This is a genomic window from Robiginitalea biformata HTCC2501, from assembly GCF_000024125.1.
Lineage (GTDB): Bacteria > Bacteroidota > Bacteroidia > Flavobacteriales > Flavobacteriaceae > Robiginitalea > Robiginitalea biformata.
Genome location: NC_013222.1, coordinates 2,179,494 through 2,200,878, shown reverse-complemented (window position 1 = coordinate 2,200,878; position 21,385 = coordinate 2,179,494). Strand labels below are relative to the sequence as shown.

The following is a 21,385-nucleotide window of genomic DNA, read 5'->3' as shown; positions in this document are numbered from 1 at the left end:
GTGAAGGATTTCAAGGTAATAAAAGTATGGCAGGCGATTCCCAAAGGATTTATGAGTTTTACTACAACCTGTATGTTGGCAGGCGCCTGCCGGACGCATTTGAGTCTGTTTGCTACAGGGGGCGGGAATTCCGCCCGGGCGAGGGAGAAAATGCCCCGGAGGTCCCGGGGAAGGCTAGGATTGCCAAAACGGCGCTCATTACACATTGCCCGTCCTATCTGGATTATACCCCGAATCCGCGCCCTGCCCAATCCTGTAAGAAGCTATTCCGCGTCCGGGGCTTTGCCATGGATCTGACTGGGGTGGATTCGGCCCGGGAGTACCTCAGAAAATATCTGAACTCCGGTTTCCGAACTTCCCTGAGAAGGCGGTTGCGGGGTCTTGAGAACAGCCTGGAATTGCGCCATGAAGTGTTCTTCGGGCATCTGGAAGATGGGGTGTACCTGGAATTAATGCGGGATATGGAGCAGATGCTCACCCGCCGGTTCAACCAGCGCAACGAAGAGCATATGTCCCTTTCCAACTGGGCCTACTTCAAGGACCGCACGCTGGAACTGGTCCGGGAGAAAAAAGCGTCGATATCCGTAATCTACGATGCGGAAAAGCCCATACAAATCTGTCTGAACTACCATTTGGACTCCGTCGTTTTCCTGGCTATCCCCGCCTATGATATCGACTACTCAAAGTATGGCCTGGGAATCATCGGGGTCTATAAAGTGCTGGAATGGGGACTGCGCAACGGGGTTACTAAAATCGACATGGGCTTCGGGGCCCTGGATTATAAATTGCGCTGGTGCAATACGAGCTATGCGTTCCGGCATTACCTGTTTTATGAGAAAAATTCCCCGGCCTCCCGGTTCTTCGCAGTAAAACACATCCTGAAAACGCGGGTTGTGGTTTTTTTGCTGGACAGGAAAATCAACCTGCTTTGGCGTAGGTTCCGGAATCTCTGGCGAAGGAAACCGCCCCCCGAATTACCCGCCTATCGGGTGACCCGGATAACCGGGCAGGAAGATCGGGTTGCAGGCCGCCCCCAGGTCTACCCGTTTTCCGATCCCGACTATGCGTTCCTGAAGCATGCCTTGCTGAATTTCGCCTACAGGGAACGGGTACGCAGAACAGCCATACGGGTGTTTCCAACCCGCCGGGAAAAGGAATACCTTTTCGACTCGGGGAAAAACCGGATCCTCGTCTGCCTGTAGCACCCGCAGGCGCCTGGCAGCTTGCCGGTCAGGCCGGGTTAATAAGCCAGGATATAAACGACCCCGCGCCGGTTAACCGCGTGTTCTGCAGCCGTACAACGCACCCCGTCGGAGCAATGGTTCAACAGCTGGCTTTCCCCGAGGCCTTCAACCTGCAGGCGTTCCATGCGGATTCCCTCCCCGGTCAGGTAATCGGCAACCCGCTGGGCCCGGCGTTCTGTCAGCCACTGGTTGTATTTTTCAGGTCCCCTGGAGTCGGCGTGTGCCTGAATGCTAAACGTCAGCTCCGGGTTTCGCTTCATAAAGGCGGCGATGGCCTCCAGTTTTGCCTTGGCCTCTGCATCGAGGTAGGAGGAGTCGAAGGCGAATCGCAACCCACCAATGGAATCCAATTCCCTCTTCAGGGCATCCTTACGGGCGGCCTCCGCCGCTTTCCGCGCCGCTTCTTCCCGCTGGGCTGCCAGCCTTTGTTCCTCCTGCTCCTGCAAAAGACGTGCCTGCTCAGCCGCCTCTTCGGCCTGCCGGATGGAATCCTGCCGGCGCTGCAGGGCAGCCAGTAATTCTTCCCGCATGGCAGCCTTTTCGGCCCCCTTCCGCGTTAACCCTTCTTCAATGCCAAAACGGTAGACCACCCCGGCAGCGTGCTGGATGTGGTTCGTCACGTTATCCGCAAGGCGCCATTTGCCGCTTGAGTTCAAGTCCACACCCCATTGTTTGGAGAGCCATAAGCGGAAACCCACCACGGCATTCACCGTGGCCCGTCCCTCGTTGCTGGCATCTGTATAGCCCAATCCCGCTCCCAAATAGGGATCGAAAAAACCCGTTTCGCCCACCAGGTGGTTCAGGTCGTAGCTGATTCGGGAATCCACGGCCCAATACGGGATATCCTCGGCGATGGTCTGCCCGTCGATGGTATTTCCGGCCTTGTACCGGTTATATGTGCCGATCAGTTCCAGGCCGATACCGCTTTTAAAATACCGTCCGAAGCTGACCCGTGACGGATAGGGTACCATGTTCCACTGGTTCTCTATGGTGGTAAAATTGTTGAATGCCTCCCCGGAGTCATCCACGATGTTGATGCCAACACCGGCCAGCCAGTAGCTGGTGACCATGCTGTCGCGGGCGGTAAGTTCCGGGATACTGTCCTGTGACCAGGCAGGTTGCAATGCGGCTGCAAATAAGAGGCTGAAAAAGCAAGTACGTAGTTTCATAATATGGGATTCAGGATACTACAAAACTATAAGGGGTTTCGCACAAGGCCGCGACCTTTCTTTAAATTACCGAATTAATCGATAAGATTCCCAGGATTCCTGCGTTATGGACAATGCAATAACCAGACAAGTTAAAAAGGTATCGGTCTGATGCAGGGTTTTTCGGTGAATGGAGATGCCTGCCGGATTTTGTACATTTGCCCCCGGGCAATCCTTTTTGAATTGTCGCGAAACTTCCTAAATGCCAGTTAATATGATCGATTCACACCCCCAAGTCTTAGAAGCCGCAATCGAAGCCGGCAAGGCGATCCTCAAAGTTTACAACGCCTCGGAAACAATCGAGGTGACCACCAAATCGGACGATTCCCCCCTGACGGCTGCCGACCAGGCATCCAACACGGTGATCAACTCCTATCTGAAGGATACGGGTATCCCGATTATCAGCGAGGAAAACAAGCAAACCGACTACGAGGAGCGAAAAAGCTGGGAAAAGTGCTGGATCGTGGATCCTTTGGACGGTACCAAAGAATTCATCAAGAAAAACGGGGAGTTCACCGTAAATATCGCGCTCTGTGAGAAGGGAAAACCTATCTTTGGGGTCATTTACGTACCGGTAACCCGCGAATTGTACTACGGGGACACCCGGGAGGGGAAATCATTCAAGACCGTGCTCGACCAAAACCACACGTTGCCCGAAAAACTGGGGGCCCCGGCAGACCGCATTGAGCCGGCCGCCGAGGACCCGGATACGCTGCGGGTAGTGGGAAGCCGGTCGCATATGAATGCCGAAACCGAAAACTATATCGCGTCGATGAAGGACAAATACCGGGACATCGAAATTGTATCCAAGGGCAGTTCGCTCAAATTCTGCCTGGTGGCGGAAGGGCTGGCGGATGTCTACCCGAGGTACGCCCCCACCATGGAATGGGATACGGCTGCCGGCAGCGCCATTGCGGAAGCTGCAGGCCTGAAGGTCATCGCCCAGGATACGGATGCCCCGCTGAAGTACAATAAGGAAAACCTCTTAAACCCGCATTTTCTGGTTTGCAAATAATGGCCACAGACAGCAGTTATAAGCGACATATCGCAAAGACGGTTACCTGGCGTGCTGTGGGCACGGTGGATACCATCATCATCTCCTGGATCATCACAGGAAACCCGTTCACGGGCCTGAAGATCGGTTTTACGGAGGTGATTACCAAGATGGTCCTCTACTACCTGCACGAACGCGTCTGGTTCCGGATCAGCATGCCGGAGAGTCGCAAACGCCACCTGCTGAAAACAGTTTCCTGGCGGATGATCGGCACCCTGGACACCATGTTGCTGGCCTGGCTGATTTCGGGCAACGCCCTTACCGGGGTCAAGATCGGCCTGGTGGAAGTTGTCACTAAGATGGCCCTGTATTACCTGCACGAGCGGGCCTGGTACAAAACAAACTACGGGCTGAACCGCCGGAGCAATAAGGAATTCAAATGAGTCAGAATATCGTCCCGCATACCTATAAGATTACCCGGAAGGAGCGCAGGGAGGCCAATGGCCACAATTCCCTGCTGATTTTCTTTACCGGGCTTTCCGGAAGCGGGAAATCCACCCTGGCCAACGGCCTGGAACAACGCCTCTTTGAAGAGGGTTACAAGACCTATGTCCTGGACGGGGACAATGTCCGGACCGGCATCAACAAAAACCTGGGTTTCAGCCCGGAGGACCGCTCGGAGAACATCCGGCGCATCGGGGAACTATCCAAACTCTTTGTAGACTCCGGGACGATTGTGCTGGCTGCCTTTGTAGCACCCTATACCGCCGACCGTCAGGCTATCCGCGAGCTGGTGGGCCCGGAAAATTACCTGGAGGTGTTCGTGAACACGAGCCTTGAGGTATGCGAGGAACGGGATGTCAAAGGGCTCTACGCCAAGGCCCGCAAAGGGGAAATCACCAACATGACCGGTATTTCAGCCCCGTACGAACCCCCGGAAAACCCGGATGTAGAAGTTACCCACGAGCTCGGAATCGAAGAATCCGTGGCTTATATATACGACACTATCAAAAACCAATTAAGACTCAAAAAATGAGTAAGTATTACCTGAATTACCTCGACGAACTCGAATCGGAGGCTATTTATGTGCTTCGGGAAGTCTGGGCCCAGTTCCAGAACCCGGTCATCCTCTTCTCGGGGGGAAAAGATTCCATCGTTGTCACCCACCTGGCCAAAAAGGCCTTTTATCCGGCCAAGATTCCCTTTGCCCTCATGCACGTGGATACCGGGCATAATTTTCCGGAAACCATCAAGTTCCGGGACGACCTGATTGAGTCCCTCGGGGTGCGCCTCATTGTGGGGTCCGTACAGGAGTCTATCGACCAGGGGCGGGTAGCCGAGGAAAAAGGCAAAAACGCCACGCGAAATGCCCTGCAGATCACCACGCTGCTCGACGCCATCGAATCCAACAAGGTGGATTGCGCCATCGGGGGCGGCCGCCGGGACGAAGAGAAGGCCCGTGCCAAGGAGCGGTTTTTCTCCCACCGGGACGATTTCGGCCAGTGGGACCCGAAAAACCAGCGCCCCGAACTCTGGAACCTCTTTAACGGCAAATACTTTGAGGGCGAGCACTTCAGGGTGTTCCCAATCAGTAACTGGACGGAGATGGATGTGTGGAACTACATCCTCCGCGAGAAAATCGAGATCCCGTCCCTGTACTTTGCCCACGAGCGGGAGGTGGTTCGGCGCAACAATTCCTGGATCCCGAATAGCGAATTCTTAAAGCTCGACGAGCGGGAGGAGATCGTAACCAAAAAGATCCGGTTCCGGACCCTCGGGGATATCACCATCACCGGCGGGATCGAATCCGATGCGGACAGCTTGGAGAAAATCGTTCAGGAAGTGTCCGCTATGCGCCAGACGGAGCGGGGCAACCGGGCCGACGACAAGCGTTCGGAAACCGCCATGGAGGACCGGAAGAAGCAAGGGTATTTTTAGAAATTCGAAACAGCAATCATGCAACTAGATAACAGTCAACTATTACGATTTACTACAGCCGGCAGTGTGGACGACGGGAAAAGCACCCTGATCGGACGGCTTCTCTACGATTCGAAATCCATTTTTGAAGACCAGCTCGAGGCGGTGGAATCCACCAGCAAGCAGAAGGGGCACGAAGGCGTGGATCTCGCGCTCTTTACGGATGGCTTGCGGGACGAACGCGAGCAGGGGATTACCATCGATGTGGCCTACCGCTACTTCACCACCCCAAAACGGAAGTTTATTATCGCCGACACCCCGGGGCATATCCAGTATACCCGGAACATGGTTACGGGGGCCTCAACGGCGAATGCGGCCATTATCCTGGTAGATGCCCGCCACGGGGTCATCGAACAGACCAAACGGCATGCGTTTATCGCCTCCCTGCTGAACATCCCCCACGTCATTGTGTGTATCAACAAGATGGACCTGGTGGATTTCTCCGAAGAGGTGTATCATAAGATCACCGGCCAGTTCGAGGAATTCTCCTCCAAGATGCTCATCCCGGATATCCGATTTATCCCCATCAGCGCTTTGTTGGGCGACAATGTGGTGAACCGTTCCGAAAACATGGACTGGTACCAGGGGGCTCCCCTGCTCCACACCCTGGAGACCATGCACATCAGCAGCGATATCAACAAGGTAGACTCGCGCTTCCCGGTGCAGACCGTACTCCGCCCCCAAAGCAAGGAATTTGTGGATTACCGCGGGTATGCGGGCCGTATTTCCAGCGGGATCTTCCGCAAAGGCGACCAGGTAGCCGTGCTGCCGTCTGGGTTTACCTCCCGGATCAGGAGCATCGACGGACCGGCCGGGGAACTCGAGGAGGCCTTTGCCCCTATGTCCGTTTCCATTACCCTGGAAGACGACATCGACATCAGCCGGGGCGACATGATTGTCCGCGCCAACAACCAGCCCGAGGCCGTACAGGACCTGGAAGTGATGCTGTGCTGGCTCAATGACAAGCCCGCACAACCGCGTGCCAAGTATACCATCATGCATACCTCCAATGAGCAGAAGGCCATGATCAAGGAGGTCATCTACAAGATCGACATCGAAACGCTGAACCGGAATGGCGATGACAGCGAATTGAAGATGAATGATATTTGCAAGGTGAAAATTCGCACCACCAAACCGCTCATGCAGGACCCCTACCGGGAGAACCGCTACACGGGCAGCATCATCCTGATCGACGACAACACGAACGAAACGGTGGCCGCGGGGATGATCGTCTAGGCTTGTCTAGACTTGCTTCAGCCGGCTTTTGTACGCCAAATCGTAGATTTCCTCGTACATGGGCAGGATATTGTGGATATCGAAGATGCAGGCCCGCTCGTAGGCTCGTTTTTTGAATGCCTGAAGGGTGGCGTCGTCTTTCAGGATCTTCAGCGTGTTCCGGATCATGTCCTCCGTGTCGCCCACATCACTCAGATAACCGGATACGCCGTGTTGGTTGAGCTCCGGGATTCCCCCTGCATTGCTTGATATCACGGCGGTTTTGGTGATCATCGCCTCCAGGGCAGCGAGTCCAAAGCTCTCTTTTTCCGACGGCAGCAGGAAGACATCCGAGAAACACAGGATGTGTTCCACCTCATTGCTGTTACCCAGGAAAAGGACTTTTTCCTCGATCCCGAGTTCCTCGGCCAGCAGTTCGGCCCCTTCCTTCTCAGGTCCTTCCCCCACCATGATCAGCTTGGCGGGTACCTGCTGCTGCACCTTGTGGAAAATTCTAACCACATCCTGTACGCGCTTGACTTTCCGGAAGTTGCTGACATGGGTGAGGATGTATTCGTCGTCCTTGGCCATCAGGCTCCGCTGGCAATCCTCCGGAGCCCGGTTGTATTTTGTCTTGTCGATAAAGTTCGGGATCACGTGGATTTCCCTGCGGATATCGAAAATCTCCAGGGTGTCCTCTTTGAGGCTCTGGGAAACCGAGGTGACGACATTGGACTGGTTGATGCTGAACTGAACCGCCGGCTTGTAGAACGGATGGTTGCCCAGCAGGGTGATATCCGTGCCGTGCAGCGTGGTGACCATCGGCACGTAAATCCCCTCGTCCTCGAGCATTTTTTTTGTCATATACCCCGCATAGGCATGGGGAATGGCGTAATGCACGTGGAGGAGTTCAATCCCGAACGACCGGATAGTCTCCACCAGTTTGCTGGACAGGGCCAGTTCATAGGGCTGGTAATGGAAGAGCGGGTATTCCGGGACGTGGACTTCGTGGAAATGGATATTGGGGCTGAGCAACTCCAGGCGAACCGGCTGGCTGTAGGTTACAAAATGGATTTCGTGACCCCTGCGGGCCAGTGCAATCCCTAGTTCGGTGGCTACAACGCCGCTTCCCCCAAAGGTGGGGTAACATACAATGGCGATCTTCATAGAAACAAAGCTACACCGAAAATCACTTCCTAATTGATAATGGAATCATAAATTGCCTGCTGGATCCGCGTGCGCAGGCCGGAACGCACCAGCAGCGTATTGGATGAAGACGGATAGGTTCGGTTGGAGAGGAAAACGTAGAGGATGCCGGTATCCGGGTCTGCCCAGGTATAGGTCCCGGTAAACCCGCTATGGCCGAAACTGCGGCGGGACACGCATCCGCAGGTAGGGCCTTTGTCCTCCAGCTGGGGTTTGTCGAAGCCCACCCCGCGACGGACGTCGTTATTGCAGAAATAGCATTTGTTGAACTTCTCCACAGTCCGTGCCTCCAGGAACCGGGTTCCCCCGTAATAGCCGCCCTGCAGGTACATCTGCATGATCTTGGCCACGTCGTTGGCATTGCTGAAGAGGCCGGCATGGCCCCCTACCCCGTCCTGCATGGCAGCCCCCATGTCGTGTACAAAGCCCTGCACTCTTTGGTAGCGGTAATAGTTGTCCTCCTCGGTAGGCACGATATCCGCTTTCTCAAATCGCTCCAGCGGGTTGTAAAGCGTATGGCTGGCCCCCAGGGGTCGAAAAAGGAATTCCCCGGCAATCGCGTCGAGCCGGCGACCATACTGTTCTTCGATGTACTTCTTAAAAACGTAGTAGGCTACATCGCTGTACCGGTATCGGTTGGATTTGAGTTCCTGACGCCCGATGCGGTTATAGATGGAATCCGTGTAGGCGTTCGTCAGGTAGAGGCTTTCGGCCACCTGGATGGAAAAACCCTCCTGGGGGGAATTCCGGTAGAAATCCCGGGAAGGCCGCCGTTGTTTGTCCAGGGTATCCAGATAAAAGGCGATCCAGGAAGGGAGCCGGCCGTAGTGGCTCAGGGCTTTCAGGACCGTCACATCCTCCAGTTCGGTATCCGCGTACTCCGGCAGGAGCTCCGAAAATGTTGCATTCAGCCGAATCTTCCCGGTTTCCTCCATTTCCATCAGGACAGGCAGGGTCCCCAGAATTTTGGTCAGGGAGGCCAGGTCGTACAGGTCGGTGAGTTGGACCTCCCGGTCCCCGTCGTAGGTATGCTTCCCGTATGCTTTGTGGAAAACCACCTGGCCATTGCGGGCCACCAACACCTGCGCCCCCGGGAACATGAGGGAGTCCAGGCCGTGCTGCATCAGGGTATCCACCCGGGCAAGGCGCGTCCGGTCAAATCCCTCCCGTTCCGGGAGACTGTACCCCAGGCGCCCCAGGGCAGGCAGGTCCAAACCGCTGCCTGCGGGGAATTCGGGATGTGCGGTCACGGGCAGCCTCCCGCGGGCCGGGAATACCCCAAAGAGCAATTCCGCAGCCGTTTCCTGGGTAATTTTGCTGTTCTGATAGGCCATCACCAGGCCGTCCACTCCGTCATAATCTGGGACATCCCCCAGCATATAGGGGCGGGAGAAAAAGACGGCAATCGAATTCGAAGTCCTCAGGTTCCCGATCTCCTGGATCCGCCGGACATCTTCCGGCGAGAGCTCGTGTTTTTTCCACGGGGATTCGTTGGACTTGTGTACGCCCAGAATCACCAGGTTGTAATCCGCAAGTCGGGTTTTCATATCTTCCAGGCTGGTCCCGCCTACCTCGTCGATATCGGCATACAGGCGCATCCGTTCCAAAAACGGCTCGTGCGGGGCCTCGCCGATTTTTACATAGGCTATTTTCTTGTTCTCCAGGTTGCGCATGCCCAAAATGGACACCTGGTTTTTGAGCACCGTCAGGGCCGACTCCATCGCTTGTTCATACGCCAGGTCGTCCTCGGGGGTATTTAGTTCCTCCACGAGGCCGTCCACATCCACGGGCTGCAGATTGTGAAGGCCTGCCTTGTATTTGGTCATCAGGATCCGGCGCACGGATTCCCCGAGGCGTTCCTCTGTGATAATCCCCGTGCGGTAGGCTTCCAGGAAGGCCGCGTGGTCTGCTTCCAGGTTTTCTGGCAGCAGGAGCATATCATTCCCCGCCAGGAAGGCTGCAAGGGACGTGTTGACAACCCCTTCATATCCCGTAACCCCCTTCATGTTCAGGGCATCGGTGAAGACGAGGCCCTCAAAGCCCATTTCATCGCGGAGTAGCCCCCGGATAACCTCCCCGGAAAGCGAGGTGGGTAATTCCTGAGACCCTGTGAGTGACGGCACATTCAGGTGGGCGACCATTACGGAACTCAGGCCTTTGGCAATAAGCGGCTCATACGGGGACATCTCGATACTGTCCAGGCGTTGCCGGTTGTATGGGAGCTGCGGGAGGGCCTTGTGGGAATCTACCGCCGTATCCCCGTGTCCGGGGAAATGCTTCCCGCTGGTGAGGATTCCCGCCCGGTGCATCCCCTGCATCAGGTATCCCGCCTGCCGGGCCACGCGGGCCGGATCCTCCCCGAAGGACCGGTTCCCGATAATCGGGTTGGCCGGGTTTGTGTTGATATCGGCAACTGGCGCAAAATTGATATGCACCCCCAGGCGGGCAGCATGTTGGCCAATCCGGTACCCGATGCGTTCAATAACGGCCGAATCCCGGATCGCGCCCAGCGTGGTATTCCACGGGAAGGCGTAGGTGGAGTCCAGGCGCATGGCGAGCCCCCATTCGGCATCCATGGCCACCAGCAACGGAGTTCGCGATGCCTCCTGGAACGCATTGGTCATCCGGGCCTGGCGCACGGGGCCCCCAAGGCTGAAGATTACCCCGCCCAGGTGGTAGTTTGAAATCCATTCCGTTACCCGCTCTTGTACTGCCGGGCCCTGGGAAGAAGCCACCATGACCATAAACAGCTGGCCGATGCGCTCCTCCGGGCTCATCGCCTCATACGTAGCTTCCACCCACTGGGCCTGGGCCGTGCTGTCCGCCGTGACCAGGGGATGGTACTGTGCATGTGTCTTGGAAATAAATAACAGGAAAAAGAGAAAAATTACTCCTTTTGATCGCATACTCACTATCCTCTTTGGTACTAACTCCCGGGCGGTTGAATTATTGCGTCTCGGTCCCGCCCGCCGGGCCGCCGTGTCAGAAAAACCGGCTGTGCCAGCTCTCGGAGGCAGGCACTTCCCAGTCGTTTTCAAATTCGCGTTTGTTTGTCACCAGGTTGTTGAATACAACCGTTTTTCCCGAAACGGCTTTGTCCTTGGCCATCTTGCGAAAATCTGCCAGGGGCTTATATGCAAAGTACTCCCCCTGGCGGTAGGTGACATTCATCCTATCCAGCAGTGCGATGTCGAATTGCTCTTCCAGGCCCTGGATAAATCGCACCGAGGCATCGATGGAACACCCCGAAGCGGCATTCAGATCCTGGTCCAGGCCGATGACGACAAACCGGTTGTAAGGCAACTGGCACCCCGCCTTCAGGTCGGCCCCATGGGCGGTCCATTCCTTCAGGAACAATTCGAGATCGGCGCGGAGCTTAGCGGCTTCTTCTTCCGTCAGCGAGCGGTTGGCCTGGTAAACCCAGACCCTCGCTTCTTCCGGCAATTCCTCAAATGGCACTAACATAATCGCTGCATTTAATGGATCCTACTTCTTCATTTCTCAATTACAGGTCCGCGGCCTGGTCCAGCAATTCGGCCAGGTCCAGCACCTGCATTTCCTTTTCCTTATCCTTCCCCTTGACGCCGTCGGTCAGCATCGTATTGCAAAACGGGCAGGCAGCGGCAACGACTTCCGGCTGGGTTTCAATGGCCTGTTCGGTACGTTCAATATTCACGTCCTTGTCCCCCTTTTCGGGTTCCTTGAACATCTGCGCACCCCCGGCGCCGCAACAGAGGCCTTTTTGTTTGCAACTGCGCATCTCCACGAGTTCCGCGTCGAGTTTCCGGATGAGTTCCCTGGGGGCCTCGTAGATGCCGTTGGCGCGTCCGAGGTAACAGGGGTCGTGGTAGGTGATCCGCTTGCCGCGGAAGGTCCCGCCTTCCAGTGTAAGCCGCCCGGAATCGAGCAATTCCTGCAGGAACTTCGTGTGGTGGATTACCTTGTAGGAACCGCCCAGCCCCGGGTATTCGTTCTTCAGCGTGTTAAAACAATGCGGGCAGGTGGTGACGATGGTCTCCACCCCATACCCGTTGAGGACCTGGATGTTCATGGCGGCCTGCATCTGGAACAGGAATTCGTTCCCGGCGCGTTTGGCCGGGTCGCCCGTACAACCTTCCTCCGTCCCGAGGACCGCAAAGGAGACATCTGCCTTCTGCAACAGGCGCACAAAGGCCTTGGTGATCTTTTTGGCGCGGTCGTCAAAACTCCCGGCACAGCCCACCCAGAATAATACCTCGGGTTTTTCTCCAGCGGCGGTCATCTCGGCCAGGGTCGGAATGCCCTTTTCCCCGTCCTTTTCCTTCTTGTCGGTACTGTTCTCCATGCTCGTTATTCCATTTCCGCCGGTGAGATTTTATCCCCGGTCGGTTGCTTTATTCGTCCTTCCAATTCAGCCGGTCCATCTGGTTAAATGGCCAGGGGGCACCGTTGTTTTCGATATTCCCCATCATGACATTCAGCTCCTGGGGGGCCGCCGACTGTTCCATGACCAGATAGCGCCGCATATCCATGATAATCGACAACGGATCGATGCTCACCGGGCAGGCTTCCACACAGGCATTGCAGGTGGTGCAGGCCCAGAGTTCTTCCCGGGTGATATAGTCGTCCAGCAATTGCCGGCCGTCCGGTTCCCAGGTACCGTTGTTCGCTTCGATCTTCCGGCCAACTTCCTCCAGGCGGTCGCGGGTGTCCATCATAATCTTCCGGGGCGAGAGTTTCTTACCCGTTTGATTGGCGGGGCACTCCGAGGTGCACCTTCCGCACTCCGTGCAGGTGTAGGCGTTAAGCAGCTGTATCCGGCTGAGGTCCATGACATCGGAAGCCCCGAATTTAGCCGGGGGTTCGGCGTCGTCAAGCGGGGCAGCATAGGGATCTGCCTCCGGGTCCATCATCAGGGCCACTTCCTTTTGTACAGATTCCAGGTTGTTAAAGGCGCCCTGGGGTTTTACCCTTCCCCAATAAGTGTTCGGGAAGGCCAGCAGGATATGCAGGTGCTTGGAATAATAGAGGTAATTCAGGAAAAACAGGATGCCGAGTATATGCAGCCACCAGGCCGTTCGTTCCACGGCAATCAGCGTACTTTCCGTCCACCCGGACATCCACCCCGCCAACAGGGAGCTCACCGGGTAGGCCCCCGCCTCCACATAGTGGTCTGCCCCCAGCTGTTGCAGGGAATAGTCGGCCGCGTTCATCGTCAGGAACAGGACCATCAGGATCGCCTCAATGTAGAGGATCCAGTCTGCATCCCGTTTTGGCCAGCCCTTCATTTCGGGTTTCCAGAATCGCTGCAGCCGGAGCGCATTCCGCCGCAACCAGAATACGATGACAGCCACCAGGACCAGTAGCGCCAGTATTTCGAATGTGGCTATCAACACGTCGTAAACGGGGCCCAGGAATGCAAATATGCGGTGCGTCCCGAAAATCCCGTCGATGATAATCTCGAGCACTTCGATGTTGATAATGATAAAGCCCAGGTAGACGATCACGTGCAGCAACCCGGCTACGGGACGAACCACCATCTTCTGTTGGCCCAGGGCAATACGGGCCATATTTCCGAATCGTTCCGCCCGGGTACCATCGGCAGCCACCTCCCGTCCCAGCCGGATATTGCGCGTCAGTCGCCGGATATTGCGCGCAAAAAACCCGATTCCGACGGCAAGGGCCAGAACAAACAGGATGTTGGGGAGGTATTGCATTATTCGGGTTGCTGATTCTCAGCCGGATCGTCTTCCGGCAACGTGTATTCCTTCTGTTTTTTTCCGAAGACCGAAACGTTCACATACCGTTTGGGGTTCAGGCGGAAGTCCTGGAGCAGCAGGTCGAGTTCCCGGGAAGCCTCCGAGAGGTTCTCATAGAGCGCTTCGTCTTTCATGAGCCGCCCCATCGTCCCTTCCCCGCTTTCAATTCGGGCGATAACCGCACTGAGGTTCGTTAGGGTCTCCTGTAGTTGCTCCACCGTCTCCCCCAGCCCGGCGTTGGCAAGCGTATCCGAAACACCTGCGAGGTTGGCCGAAATGCGGCCAAAATTGTCGATGGTACTGTCCAGTTGCGACTGGTTCCGGCCGAGTAGCTCGTTGATGCCGTCCGCCGTCTTCTGGAAACTGCTGACCAGTTCGTTGAGTCCTTCGATACCCTGGCGGAGGTTTGCCTTGGTGGCATCGTCCAGTACCTGGTTGAAGTTGATCAGCAGGGAGTCTGCATTGGAAACGGCCCCCTCCACCTTCATTTGCAGGGGGGTGAGCTTTTGCTGCACCAGCTCGGTGAGGCCCGGGCGTATGCTGGACGGGAGCGTGTCCCCGCTTTTTGCCATGGGTGCCCCGTCGAATACGGGTTGGATCTGGATGCCCTTCCCTCCGATAATTCCCGTATCGAACAACTCGGCCTGGCTGTTTCGGGAAAAATCAAAATTCTTGTTCACGCTGAATGTCACCAGCAGTTTCCCGGAATTGTCCTTGAACCGGATGTCGTTGACGGTTCCCACCGTGTACCCGTTGATGCTGACCGATGTACCGGTCTGCAACCCGCCCACATGGTCGTAGACCACATAGAAAGTCTTACTGTCGTCAAAAAGCGGGGTGGATTTGAGGTAGGAGAAGCCTAAGATGAATAACAGGATGCCGCCGACTACGATGATTCCTGTTTTAATTTCCCTGGAGAGTTTCAATAGCGCTGTGTTGGGTTCCTAACAAAATTAGAAATAATTTTTGGATAGGGGTGTTCAATCCCGCAGCAGTGCAAGCGCTTCCGGAACCGGGATGCGTTCCCCGTCCCTGTACGCCACGATATAGGCCGAGGGATATCCCCGTTGCCAGGCTATGGACTGCAATTTTTCCGCATCCGAATAGGACCGGGTATTCCCGTAAAGCACCCGGTATATCTTTTCGTGGCGCTCCTTGGAGAGCCCCGGCAGACCGTTGAAATTATTCGGGTTCAGGTCCGGGTCCCGGCTGACGGCCACCAACTGCACCTTGAAATTGATATTGAGTGCCTCGGCCCGGTCTTTGGCTGTTGCCGCCTTGCCCGGGGCGGGTTCCCCGCCGGCTGGCTCCACATTTTGCGCCGGGGTCTTTTCCTCAGAGGCGTTCCCGTTTCCATCCATAGGCAGGCCTGTGGTTTGCGAATCGGCAACCGGGTCTTTATCCGCTTTCTCTTCCTCCGGGTCCGTTTTCCCACCCTCCGGGGATACGGTTGGTGCGGGTTTCAATCCGGAATCAGCAGGTTTGGATGTTGGGGTCGGCTGTTTGGAAGATGCGGTGGAGGTTTCCGCGGGTAGCCCGGTTCCCGGGAGGACCGGGTTGGGCTCGGTTCCCAGGCTTTCCCGGTAGGCCAGGATGGCATCGGCAATGGCGCGGCCCATCTCCTGCTGCCCTTTCGGGGAATTCAAATAGCGGCCCTCGTCTTTGTTGGTCAAAAACCCGGTTTCCACCAAGACGCTGGGCATAAAAGTCTGGTGGAGCACGATAAACCCGGCCTGTTTCACCTTCCGGTCGTTTCGCTTCAGGTCTTCGGTAAACCGGTCCTGCATCAGTTTGCCTAGCAGGATGCTCTGGTCCAGAAATTCCTCCTGCATGATGGTCAGGCCAATCACGGACTCCGGGGAATTGATATCGTATTCCGCGTATCGCGTCTCGTAATTGTCCTCCAGGTAGATAACCGAGTTTTCCTTTTTGGCTATTTCGAAATTCTGCTCATTGGCATGCAGCCCCAAAACAAACGTTCCGGCCCCATGGGCATTTGAGGTATGGGAGTCGCAATGCACGGAGACAAACAGATCGGCCTTGGCCTTGTTGGCAATCTCCCCGCGTACGTAGAGATCTACAAAACTGTCGTCCTTCCGCGTGTAGATAACTTCCGTGTTGGGCTCCTTTTCCAGGGCCTTCCCCACCTCCAGCACGATGTTCAGCGCGATATTCTTCTCCAGGTAGCCATTGCCGAGGTTGCCCGGGTCGTGGCCGCCGTGCCCGGCATCCAGGACAACGGTAAACGGATCCGGCACCCCGGCCCTGCCGGGGGGTGCCTGTGCGGTTAGAGCGGTGGAAAACAACCACAGGACGCCCAGCTCAACGATCCTTCGCATCGCCCTGTTTCTCGAGTATGTATCCAATTTCAAGCGGGTTAAATTTGTTCTAATTTGCACGATCCAGCGGGAAAAATATGTAAGTTTGACCACTGATTCCGTTGCCGACCCGTACAAAAATAGGACTTATCAACTTGCAATCAAATAGACAACTGTTTCTTTTACTGGGTCTCATGGTATTGGTCCCGGGGATTTTTTGGGCGCAGGAAGACATCGCCCGGCCCCTTCCGATCAAGCCGCTTGGCGATACGCTGGCTGCCCCGCAGGTGCTGCGCGGCCTGCCGGGGGCGGAGGTGCCGCAAGACTCTGCCCAGGCGGCTGCCCCGGCCACTGGGGGCACGATCATGGACCAGATAAAATACACCGCCAAGGATTACGTGCGTATTAGCAGGCAGGAACAGAAAATCTACCTCTACAACGAAGCGGAAATCTACTACCAGGATACGGAGCTCAAGGCGGGGATTATCGTGCTGGATTATGTGCGCAACGAGGTCTACGCGGGCAGGATGAAGGATTCCCTGGGGAACTATTCCCAACTCCCCTTCTTTAAACAGGGCGACCAGGAGGTCATCCCGGATTCGATCCGATTTAATTTCGACACGGAAAAGGCCATTATCTGGAATTCCCGGACCGAGCAGCAGGCGGGGCTCGGCCAGCTGGGGAGCGATGCGATGAAGGTATATGCGGAGCGGACCAAGAAGGAGAACGATTCGGTGTACTTCCTGAGCGAGGGAAAGCTGACCACCTCCAAGGATACCATCGACCCGGACTATTATATTCGGGTGCGCAAGGCCAAATTCGTCCCCAAGAAAAAGGTGATTGCAGGTTTCAGCAACCTGTATATCGTGGACGTCCCCACCCCCATCGCCCTGCCCTTTGCCTATTTTCCGCTCACTACGGGCCGGACGGCGGGGATCATGATGCCGACCTTCGGGAACGACCCGGACCGTGGCTATTTCCTCCAGAATGGCGGGTACTACCTGCCCATCAGCGACTATGTGGACCTGACCCTTACCGGCGACCTGTACACCAACGGGAGTTACGGATTCCGGACCCAGTCCGTCTATTCCAAACGCTACCGGTTCCGGGGGAACGTGAATTTCCGGTACGAAAACCTGGTGCGGAGCCAGAAGGGATTTGACGATTATTCCCGGTCCACGATCTACAATATACAGATCAGTCACGCCCAGGATGCGAAAGCGAACCCGAATTCCCGTTTCTCCGCCTCGGTGAATCTGGGGAGCAGCCAGTATTACCGGAATTCGCTGTTGCAGCAAAACCTGCCGAACACCCAGGTAAACGACCTGTCTTCCTCCATCTCCTATTCCAAGACCTTCCCGGCCTACCCGTCCGTGAACGTCAGCCTGACGGCCACGCATAACCAGAATACGAATACCGATGCCGTGAGCGTAACCCTCCCGACGCTCCAGGCGAGTATGGAGCGGATCTTCCCCTTTGCCCCCCGGGAAGGGGTTAAGAAGGGGGTCTTCCAGAATATCAACTTCCAGTACGACCTGAATGCCCGAAACAGCATACAAACCACCACGGAGGATTTTCTGACAGGCCGCATGTTCGACAACGCCCAGATGGGGGCCCGCCACCGGATCCCGATCGCCACCAACTTCAAGGTGGCCAAATTCTTCAGCGTCAGCCTGGGGGGAACCTATGAAGATGTCTGGACCTGGCAAACCCTGGACCAGGTATACAACCCGGAAACGGAAACCATTGAACGGGATACGATCCAGGGGTTTGACCGCTTCAACCAGTACAGCCTAAGCGCAAGTGTCGGGACGACGCTCTACGGGCAGTTTAATTTTGGGGAGGATCGGAAAATCCAGGCCATCCGCCATGTGGTTCGGCCCACGGTCAGCTACGGCTGGGCGCCGTCCTTTGACCAGTACTACGAGGAAGAGGTGAACCAGTCCACCGGAGATGCGCTCTTCTTTACACGGTTCCAGAATTCCCTCTACGGTTCCCCGCGGCAGGGGCAGTCAAATTCCATGTCTTTTTCGCTGGCCAACACTGTGGAGGCCAAGGTCCGCGACCGGGATTCCACGGCCACCGAACCCAAGAAGATCATGCTGCTCAACAGCCTGAATTTCAGCACCAGTTATAATTTTGAGGCCGATTCCCTGAAGCTGAGCCCGATTAGCATGACCGGGGGGACGAACCTGTTCGACAACAAGGTGTCTGTCAACTTCGGGGCCAGCCTGGATCCCTACGCCATCAACAACACCGGAGCCCGCATAGACAAGCTCAACATCAACAACGGGGGCGGGCTGTTCAGGCTCACCAACGCGCGCCTGAACCTGACGTATAAACTCAGCAGTAAGGATTTTCAGGATAAGGATACCGAGATTGACCCGGACGACCCCTACGACGGGGACACCTATGTGGCAGCCAGCGGCGGGCGGACCGACGATTTGTTCGGCAGGGCCAACGATTTGAACGCCACCGCCTTTGACAACCGGGATCCGGACGACATCGAAAACCCGGCCTGGGCCTCGAAAATCCCCTGGAACGTGAACCTGTCTTACGCCATGAATTATTCGAACACCAACCGGAACGGGCAGCTCACCAACCACGTGCTCATGTTTAACGGAAACGTCACCCTGGCCCCGCGCTGGGATGTAAGCGTGACTTCCTCCTACGATTTCGTACGGAACGGCTTCGGGCTTACCCGCCTTGGATTTGCCCGCGATTTGAAGAGTTTTAAACTGACCTTTGACTGGACGCCCTTTGGCTCCCTGGAACGCTGGTATTTCTTTATCGGCATCAAGGCGAGCATCCTGAGCGACCTGAAGTGGGAGAACCGGAGCCAACGCTCCAATTTCAATTAAATCCGGACAGGCGCGTATAAATCAGGACAGGCGCGTATAAATCAGGACAAGCTCGTAACGAATTCGCATAAACACCCAAGAACTTAAATTATGAAGAAAATCATCCAGACCGACAAGGCACCAGCCCCCATAGGCCCTTACAACCAGGCTGTCTGGGCGGGGAATACCCTCTATGTGTCCGGGCAGATTGCCCTGGACCCCGCCACCGGGAAATTAATAGACGAAAGTATCGAGGCGGAAACCGAACAGGTGATGCAGAACCTGTCGGCCGTTCTCCGGGAGGCCGGCCTCGGGTTCGGCGATGTGGTTAAGGCGTCCATCTTTGTGAAGGACATGCACCAGTTTGCCCGGATCAATGCCGTCTACGGAAATTTTTTCGATGCAGACACTGCCCCGGCCAGGGAAACCGTGGAGGTAGCCAACCTGCCGAAATTCGTCAATGTGGAGATTTCGGTGATTGCTGTGCGCAGCTAGCAAGCTGCTCGATTTGAAGATTTGCCGATTTGAAAATTTGAAAATTAGGGAACTTGGCAATTTGTTAATTGGTCAATTTGTCAATTTGCCAATGCGGGGATTTGCCAATGCGGGAGTTTCGCAATTGGAAATTAGTATCCCGGGGCTAAAAGAAACCGGATTTTGAATAGCGTTTATCAACACTTTGCCTCGCTTCAAGACCTGCGCGCAAAGCCTCTGGAATAGCTGCCTCCCCCAATTTCCAAATTGGCAAATTTTCAAATTTTCAAATTCACTAAATCGTCTCCTTGTGGAATTCCACCAGGCCCTCGATGGGCCGCTGGCGGATTTGCCCGAGGACCAGGTCATTCCGCTCAACAACTGCCTTGAGTTCTTCCTGTAAATAGTAGGCGATACTCCCCACAAAATGCACGGGGACCTTTGTCGCCAGTTCAAACTGCATCACGTGGTTGTTGATGAACTGCTGGAACCCCTTGTCAATTACCCCCTTGCAATACGGGTGTTCCTTATGCTCCACGATAAACCGGGCAAAGGTTGCCAGGTAGGTGTTCGGGTTCGGCTTCTTGTAGAGGTTTTCCTTGATCACGTCCGCGTCCAGGTTGTATTCTTTTTCAAAGAGGTGTGCCAAATCCTGGGGCATCTTGTGGTAGTAGAAATCCCTTACCAGCTTGCGCCCGAAAAAATTCCCGCTGCCGTCGTCCATCAGGATGTACCCGAGGGAAGTCACCTTTTGAAACAATTGATGGCCGTCGTAATAACTGCAATTGGAACCGGTCCCCAGGATACAGACTATCCCCTGGTGACCCACCTTGGTGGTGGAATAAATGGCGGCATAGGTATCCTCCTTAACCACCACCTTGGCCTTCGGGAAGAATTCCCCGAAAATTTCCCTGAGAAAGCGCCGCATGCGTTCCGTACCGCAGCCCGCCCCATAAAAATAGAGGCGGGTTACCTTATGGGAATTTTTGGCCAGCTCAAAGTTATTTGCCAGGCGTTCCTCAATGACCTCCTTGGACAGGACTTCCGGGCTGAGCCCGAGGGTCTGCGTCATAAAAAGCTGGTCGCCCTGGCTGTCCATGGCAATCCAGTCGGCCTTGGTGGCCCCGCTATCGGTGATAAGTACCATGGGTGATACTTACAGGTTGTGCACGTGGAGCGCGAGGTCGACGAGTTTGTTGGAATAGCCCGCCTCGTTGTCGTACCAGGAAACAACCTTGAAAAACTTGCTGTTGAGCTCGATGCCCGCGTCCGCATCAAAGATGCTTGTCCGGGTATCCCCGACAAAGTCCTGGGAAACCACGAGTTCTTCCGTGTAACCCAGGATTCCTTTTAAGGGGCCTTCAGAAGCGGTTTTCATCGCCTGCTTGACCTCCTCGTAGGAAGTGTCCTTTTCGAGCTTCACGGTAAGGTCTACCACGGAGACATCTGCAGTGGGAACCCGGAAGGCCATCCCGGTAAGCTTCCCTTCCAGGGCCGGGATTACCTTGGTAACCGCCTTGGCAGCCCCGGTAGCAGCCGGGATGATATTCAGCATGGCGCTGCGCCCGCCCCGGTAGTCCTTCTTGGAAGGCCCGTCGACGGTGAGCTGGGTGGCCGTGGTGGCATGGACGGTGGTCATCAACCCTTCGGCAATACCGAAACTGTCGTTGAGGACTTTGGCGATCGGCGCCAGGCAGTTGGTCGTACAACTCGCATTGGAGACGATTTTATCGGAAGCCTTGGCGTCCTGGTGGTTGACACCCATTACGAACATCGGGGCATCCTTGGAGGGCGCTGAGATCACGACCTTCTTCGCCCCGCCATCCAGGTGTTTCTGGGCCATATCCAGGGTGGTGAAGATCCCGGTGCATTCCGCGACGATATCCGCTCCCACTTCGTCCCATTTCAGGTTGGCGGGATCCCGCTCTGCGGTGACGCGGATGGTTTTCCCGTTGACGACCAGATTGCCGTCTTTAACGGCGATGGTGCCGTTGAACCGCCCGTGTACCGAGTCGTACTCCAGCAGGTAGGCCAGATGCTCCACATCCAGCAGATCGTTGATCGCAACGACGTCCACGTTGTCGCGCTCCACCGTAGCCCTGAAGACCAGGCGGCCAATTCTTCCAAATCCGTTAATTCCTATTCGCAATGATGCCATGATAGTATGTTTT

General features: G+C 55.7%; 18 protein-coding genes. 8 read left to right on the top strand and 10 right to left on the bottom strand.

What is annotated here, in order from left to right:
* Window positions 1–26: 26 nt before the first annotated feature.
* Entirely contained in the window at window positions 27–1,202 is a 1,176-nt protein-coding gene (locus RB2501_RS09750; RefSeq protein ID WP_015754628.1) for a GNAT family N-acetyltransferase, read from the top strand.
* Window positions 1,203–1,240: 38 nt separating this feature from the next.
* Here the strand turns inward: RB2501_RS09750 and RB2501_RS09745 are convergent, their stop codons facing one another.
* The gene (locus RB2501_RS09745; protein WP_148214337.1) at window positions 1,241–2,413 is read right to left on the bottom strand and encodes an OmpA family protein; all 1,173 of its coding nucleotides are present in this window, start codon (window positions 2,411–2,413) and stop codon (window positions 1,241–1,243) included.
* 253 nt (window positions 2,414–2,666) lie between these two features.
* Between RB2501_RS09745 and cysQ the strand changes: the two genes are divergently transcribed.
* Genes cysQ through RB2501_RS09720 form a run of 5 tightly spaced genes read left to right on the top strand, consistent with a single transcriptional unit; the run spans window position 2,667 to window position 6,659 of the window.
* Window positions 2,667–3,467 carry a 3'(2'),5'-bisphosphate nucleotidase CysQ gene (cysQ, locus tag RB2501_RS09740; RefSeq protein WP_015754626.1) on the top strand — a complete coding sequence of 267 codons (801 nt, stop codon included), beginning with the start codon at window positions 2,667–2,669 and terminating at the stop codon, window positions 3,465–3,467.
* Window positions 3,467–3,889, top strand: coding sequence for a DUF2061 domain-containing protein (locus tag RB2501_RS09735; protein WP_015754625.1), 423 nt, complete (start codon window positions 3,467–3,469; stop codon window positions 3,887–3,889). The genes cysQ and RB2501_RS09735 overlap by 1 nt, the downstream gene beginning before the upstream one ends.
* A complete protein-coding gene (gene cysC, locus RB2501_RS09730) occupies window positions 3,886–4,482 on the top strand; it encodes an adenylyl-sulfate kinase (RefSeq protein ID WP_015754624.1) in 597 nt (198 codons plus the stop codon). The genes RB2501_RS09735 and cysC overlap by 4 nt, the downstream gene beginning before the upstream one ends.
* Window positions 4,479–5,384: a sulfate adenylyltransferase subunit CysD gene (gene cysD / locus RB2501_RS09725; RefSeq protein ID WP_015754623.1), complete on the top strand. Its 906-nt coding sequence runs from the start codon at window positions 4,479–4,481 to the stop codon at window positions 5,382–5,384. Before cysC ends, cysD begins: the two co-directional genes overlap by 4 nt.
* A gap of 18 nt (window positions 5,385–5,402) precedes the next feature.
* On the top strand, window positions 5,403–6,659 hold the full coding sequence (locus RB2501_RS09720; protein WP_041327171.1) for a sulfate adenylyltransferase subunit 1: 1,257 nt from the start codon (window positions 5,403–5,405) through the stop codon (window positions 6,657–6,659).
* A 6-nt stretch (window positions 6,660–6,665) separates the two neighbouring features.
* Here the strand turns inward: RB2501_RS09720 and bshA are convergent, their stop codons facing one another.
* From bshA to RB2501_RS09685, 7 genes are all read right to left on the bottom strand, one after another.
* A complete protein-coding gene (gene bshA, locus RB2501_RS09715; protein WP_015754621.1) occupies window positions 6,666–7,805 on the bottom strand; it encodes an N-acetyl-alpha-D-glucosaminyl L-malate synthase BshA in 1,140 nt (379 codons plus the stop codon).
* Window positions 7,806–7,834: 29 nt separating this feature from the next.
* The gene (locus tag RB2501_RS09710) at window positions 7,835–10,750 is read right to left on the bottom strand and encodes a glycoside hydrolase family 3 N-terminal domain-containing protein (RefSeq protein ID WP_015754620.1); all 2,916 of its coding nucleotides are present in this window, start codon (window positions 10,748–10,750) and stop codon (window positions 7,835–7,837) included.
* Window positions 10,751–10,826: 76 nt separating this feature from the next.
* Window positions 10,827–11,309, bottom strand: coding sequence for an ABC transporter ATPase (locus RB2501_RS09705; protein WP_015754619.1), 483 nt, complete (start codon window positions 11,307–11,309; stop codon window positions 10,827–10,829).
* A 40-nt stretch (window positions 11,310–11,349) separates the two neighbouring features.
* Window positions 11,350–12,168, bottom strand: coding sequence for a (Fe-S)-binding protein (locus tag RB2501_RS09700; RefSeq protein ID WP_015754618.1), 819 nt, complete (start codon window positions 12,166–12,168; stop codon window positions 11,350–11,352).
* A gap of 49 nt (window positions 12,169–12,217) precedes the next feature.
* Entirely contained in the window at window positions 12,218–13,540 is a 1,323-nt protein-coding gene (locus RB2501_RS09695) for a (Fe-S)-binding protein (RefSeq protein WP_015754617.1), read from the bottom strand.
* A complete protein-coding gene (locus tag RB2501_RS09690; protein ID WP_015754616.1) occupies window positions 13,540–14,508 on the bottom strand; it encodes an MlaD family protein in 969 nt (322 codons plus the stop codon). Before RB2501_RS09690 ends, RB2501_RS09695 begins: the two co-directional genes overlap by 1 nt.
* 54 nt (window positions 14,509–14,562) lie before the next feature.
* On the bottom strand, window positions 14,563–15,921 hold the full coding sequence (locus tag RB2501_RS09685) for an N-acetylmuramoyl-L-alanine amidase (RefSeq protein ID WP_015754615.1): 1,359 nt from the start codon (window positions 15,919–15,921) through the stop codon (window positions 14,563–14,565).
* Between the two features lie 173 nt (window positions 15,922–16,094).
* Here RB2501_RS09685 and RB2501_RS09680 point away from each other — a divergent pair, with 173 nt between their 5' ends.
* Together RB2501_RS09680 and RB2501_RS09675 are read left to right on the top strand one after the other, a co-directional pair.
* Window positions 16,095–18,761, top strand: coding sequence for a putative LPS assembly protein LptD (locus RB2501_RS09680; RefSeq protein ID WP_015754614.1), 2,667 nt, complete (start codon window positions 16,095–16,097; stop codon window positions 18,759–18,761).
* Window positions 18,762–18,851: 90 nt separating this feature from the next.
* Window positions 18,852–19,235, top strand: coding sequence for a RidA family protein (locus tag RB2501_RS09675; protein ID WP_015754613.1), 384 nt, complete (start codon window positions 18,852–18,854; stop codon window positions 19,233–19,235).
* A 274-nt stretch (window positions 19,236–19,509) separates the two neighbouring features.
* Here the strand turns inward: RB2501_RS09675 and RB2501_RS09670 are convergent, their stop codons facing one another.
* Together RB2501_RS09670 and gap are read right to left on the bottom strand one after the other, a co-directional pair.
* Window positions 19,510–20,361 (bottom strand): hypothetical protein, encoded by an 852-nt coding sequence (locus tag RB2501_RS09670; RefSeq protein ID WP_015754612.1) that lies wholly within the window; start codon window positions 20,359–20,361, stop codon window positions 19,510–19,512.
* 9 nt (window positions 20,362–20,370) lie between these two features.
* Window positions 20,371–21,372, bottom strand: coding sequence for a type I glyceraldehyde-3-phosphate dehydrogenase (gap, locus tag RB2501_RS09665; RefSeq protein WP_041327170.1), 1,002 nt, complete (start codon window positions 21,370–21,372; stop codon window positions 20,371–20,373).
* Window positions 21,373–21,385 lie beyond the last annotated feature (13 nt).

Excerpts from the sequence above, each read along its gene's own strand:
- RB2501_RS09675 (WP_015754613.1), top strand. The coding sequence starts at position 18,852 with ATGAAGAAAATCATCCAGACCGACAAGGCACCAGCCCCCATAGGCCCT.
- RB2501_RS09685 (WP_015754615.1), bottom strand. The coding sequence starts at position 15,921 with ATGCGAAGGATCGTTGAGCTGGGCGTCCTGTGGTTGTTTTCCACCGCT.
- RB2501_RS09695 (WP_015754617.1), bottom strand. The coding sequence starts at position 13,540 with ATGCAATACCTCCCCAACATCCTGTTTGTTCTGGCCCTTGCCGTCGGA.
- cysD (WP_015754623.1), top strand. The coding sequence starts at position 4,479 with ATGAGTAAGTATTACCTGAATTACCTCGACGAACTCGAATCGGAGGCT.
- cysQ (WP_015754626.1), top strand. The coding sequence starts at position 2,667 with ATGATCGATTCACACCCCCAAGTCTTAGAAGCCGCAATCGAAGCCGGC.
- RB2501_RS09700 (WP_015754618.1), bottom strand. The coding sequence starts at position 12,168 with ATGGAGAACAGTACCGACAAGAAGGAAAAGGACGGGGAAAAGGGCATT.
- RB2501_RS09735 (WP_015754625.1), top strand. The coding sequence starts at position 3,467 with ATGGCCACAGACAGCAGTTATAAGCGACATATCGCAAAGACGGTTACC.
- RB2501_RS09750 (WP_015754628.1), top strand. The coding sequence starts at position 27 with ATGGCAGGCGATTCCCAAAGGATTTATGAGTTTTACTACAACCTGTAT.
- gap (WP_041327170.1), bottom strand. The coding sequence starts at position 21,372 with ATGGCATCATTGCGAATAGGAATTAACGGATTTGGAAGAATTGGCCGC.
- RB2501_RS09680 (WP_015754614.1), top strand. The coding sequence starts at position 16,095 with ATGGTATTGGTCCCGGGGATTTTTTGGGCGCAGGAAGACATCGCCCGG.
- RB2501_RS09745 (WP_148214337.1), bottom strand. The coding sequence starts at position 2,413 with ATGAAACTACGTACTTGCTTTTTCAGCCTCTTATTTGCAGCCGCATTG.
- RB2501_RS09720 (WP_041327171.1), top strand. The coding sequence starts at position 5,403 with ATGCAACTAGATAACAGTCAACTATTACGATTTACTACAGCCGGCAGT.
- cysC (WP_015754624.1), top strand. The coding sequence starts at position 3,886 with ATGAGTCAGAATATCGTCCCGCATACCTATAAGATTACCCGGAAGGAG.
- bshA (WP_015754621.1), bottom strand. The coding sequence starts at position 7,805 with ATGAAGATCGCCATTGTATGTTACCCCACCTTTGGGGGAAGCGGCGTT.
- RB2501_RS09710 (WP_015754620.1), bottom strand. The coding sequence starts at position 10,750 with ATGCGATCAAAAGGAGTAATTTTTCTCTTTTTCCTGTTATTTATTTCC.
- RB2501_RS09670 (WP_015754612.1), bottom strand. The coding sequence starts at position 20,361 with ATGGTACTTATCACCGATAGCGGGGCCACCAAGGCCGACTGGATTGCC.
- RB2501_RS09705 (WP_015754619.1), bottom strand. The coding sequence starts at position 11,309 with ATGTTAGTGCCATTTGAGGAATTGCCGGAAGAAGCGAGGGTCTGGGTT.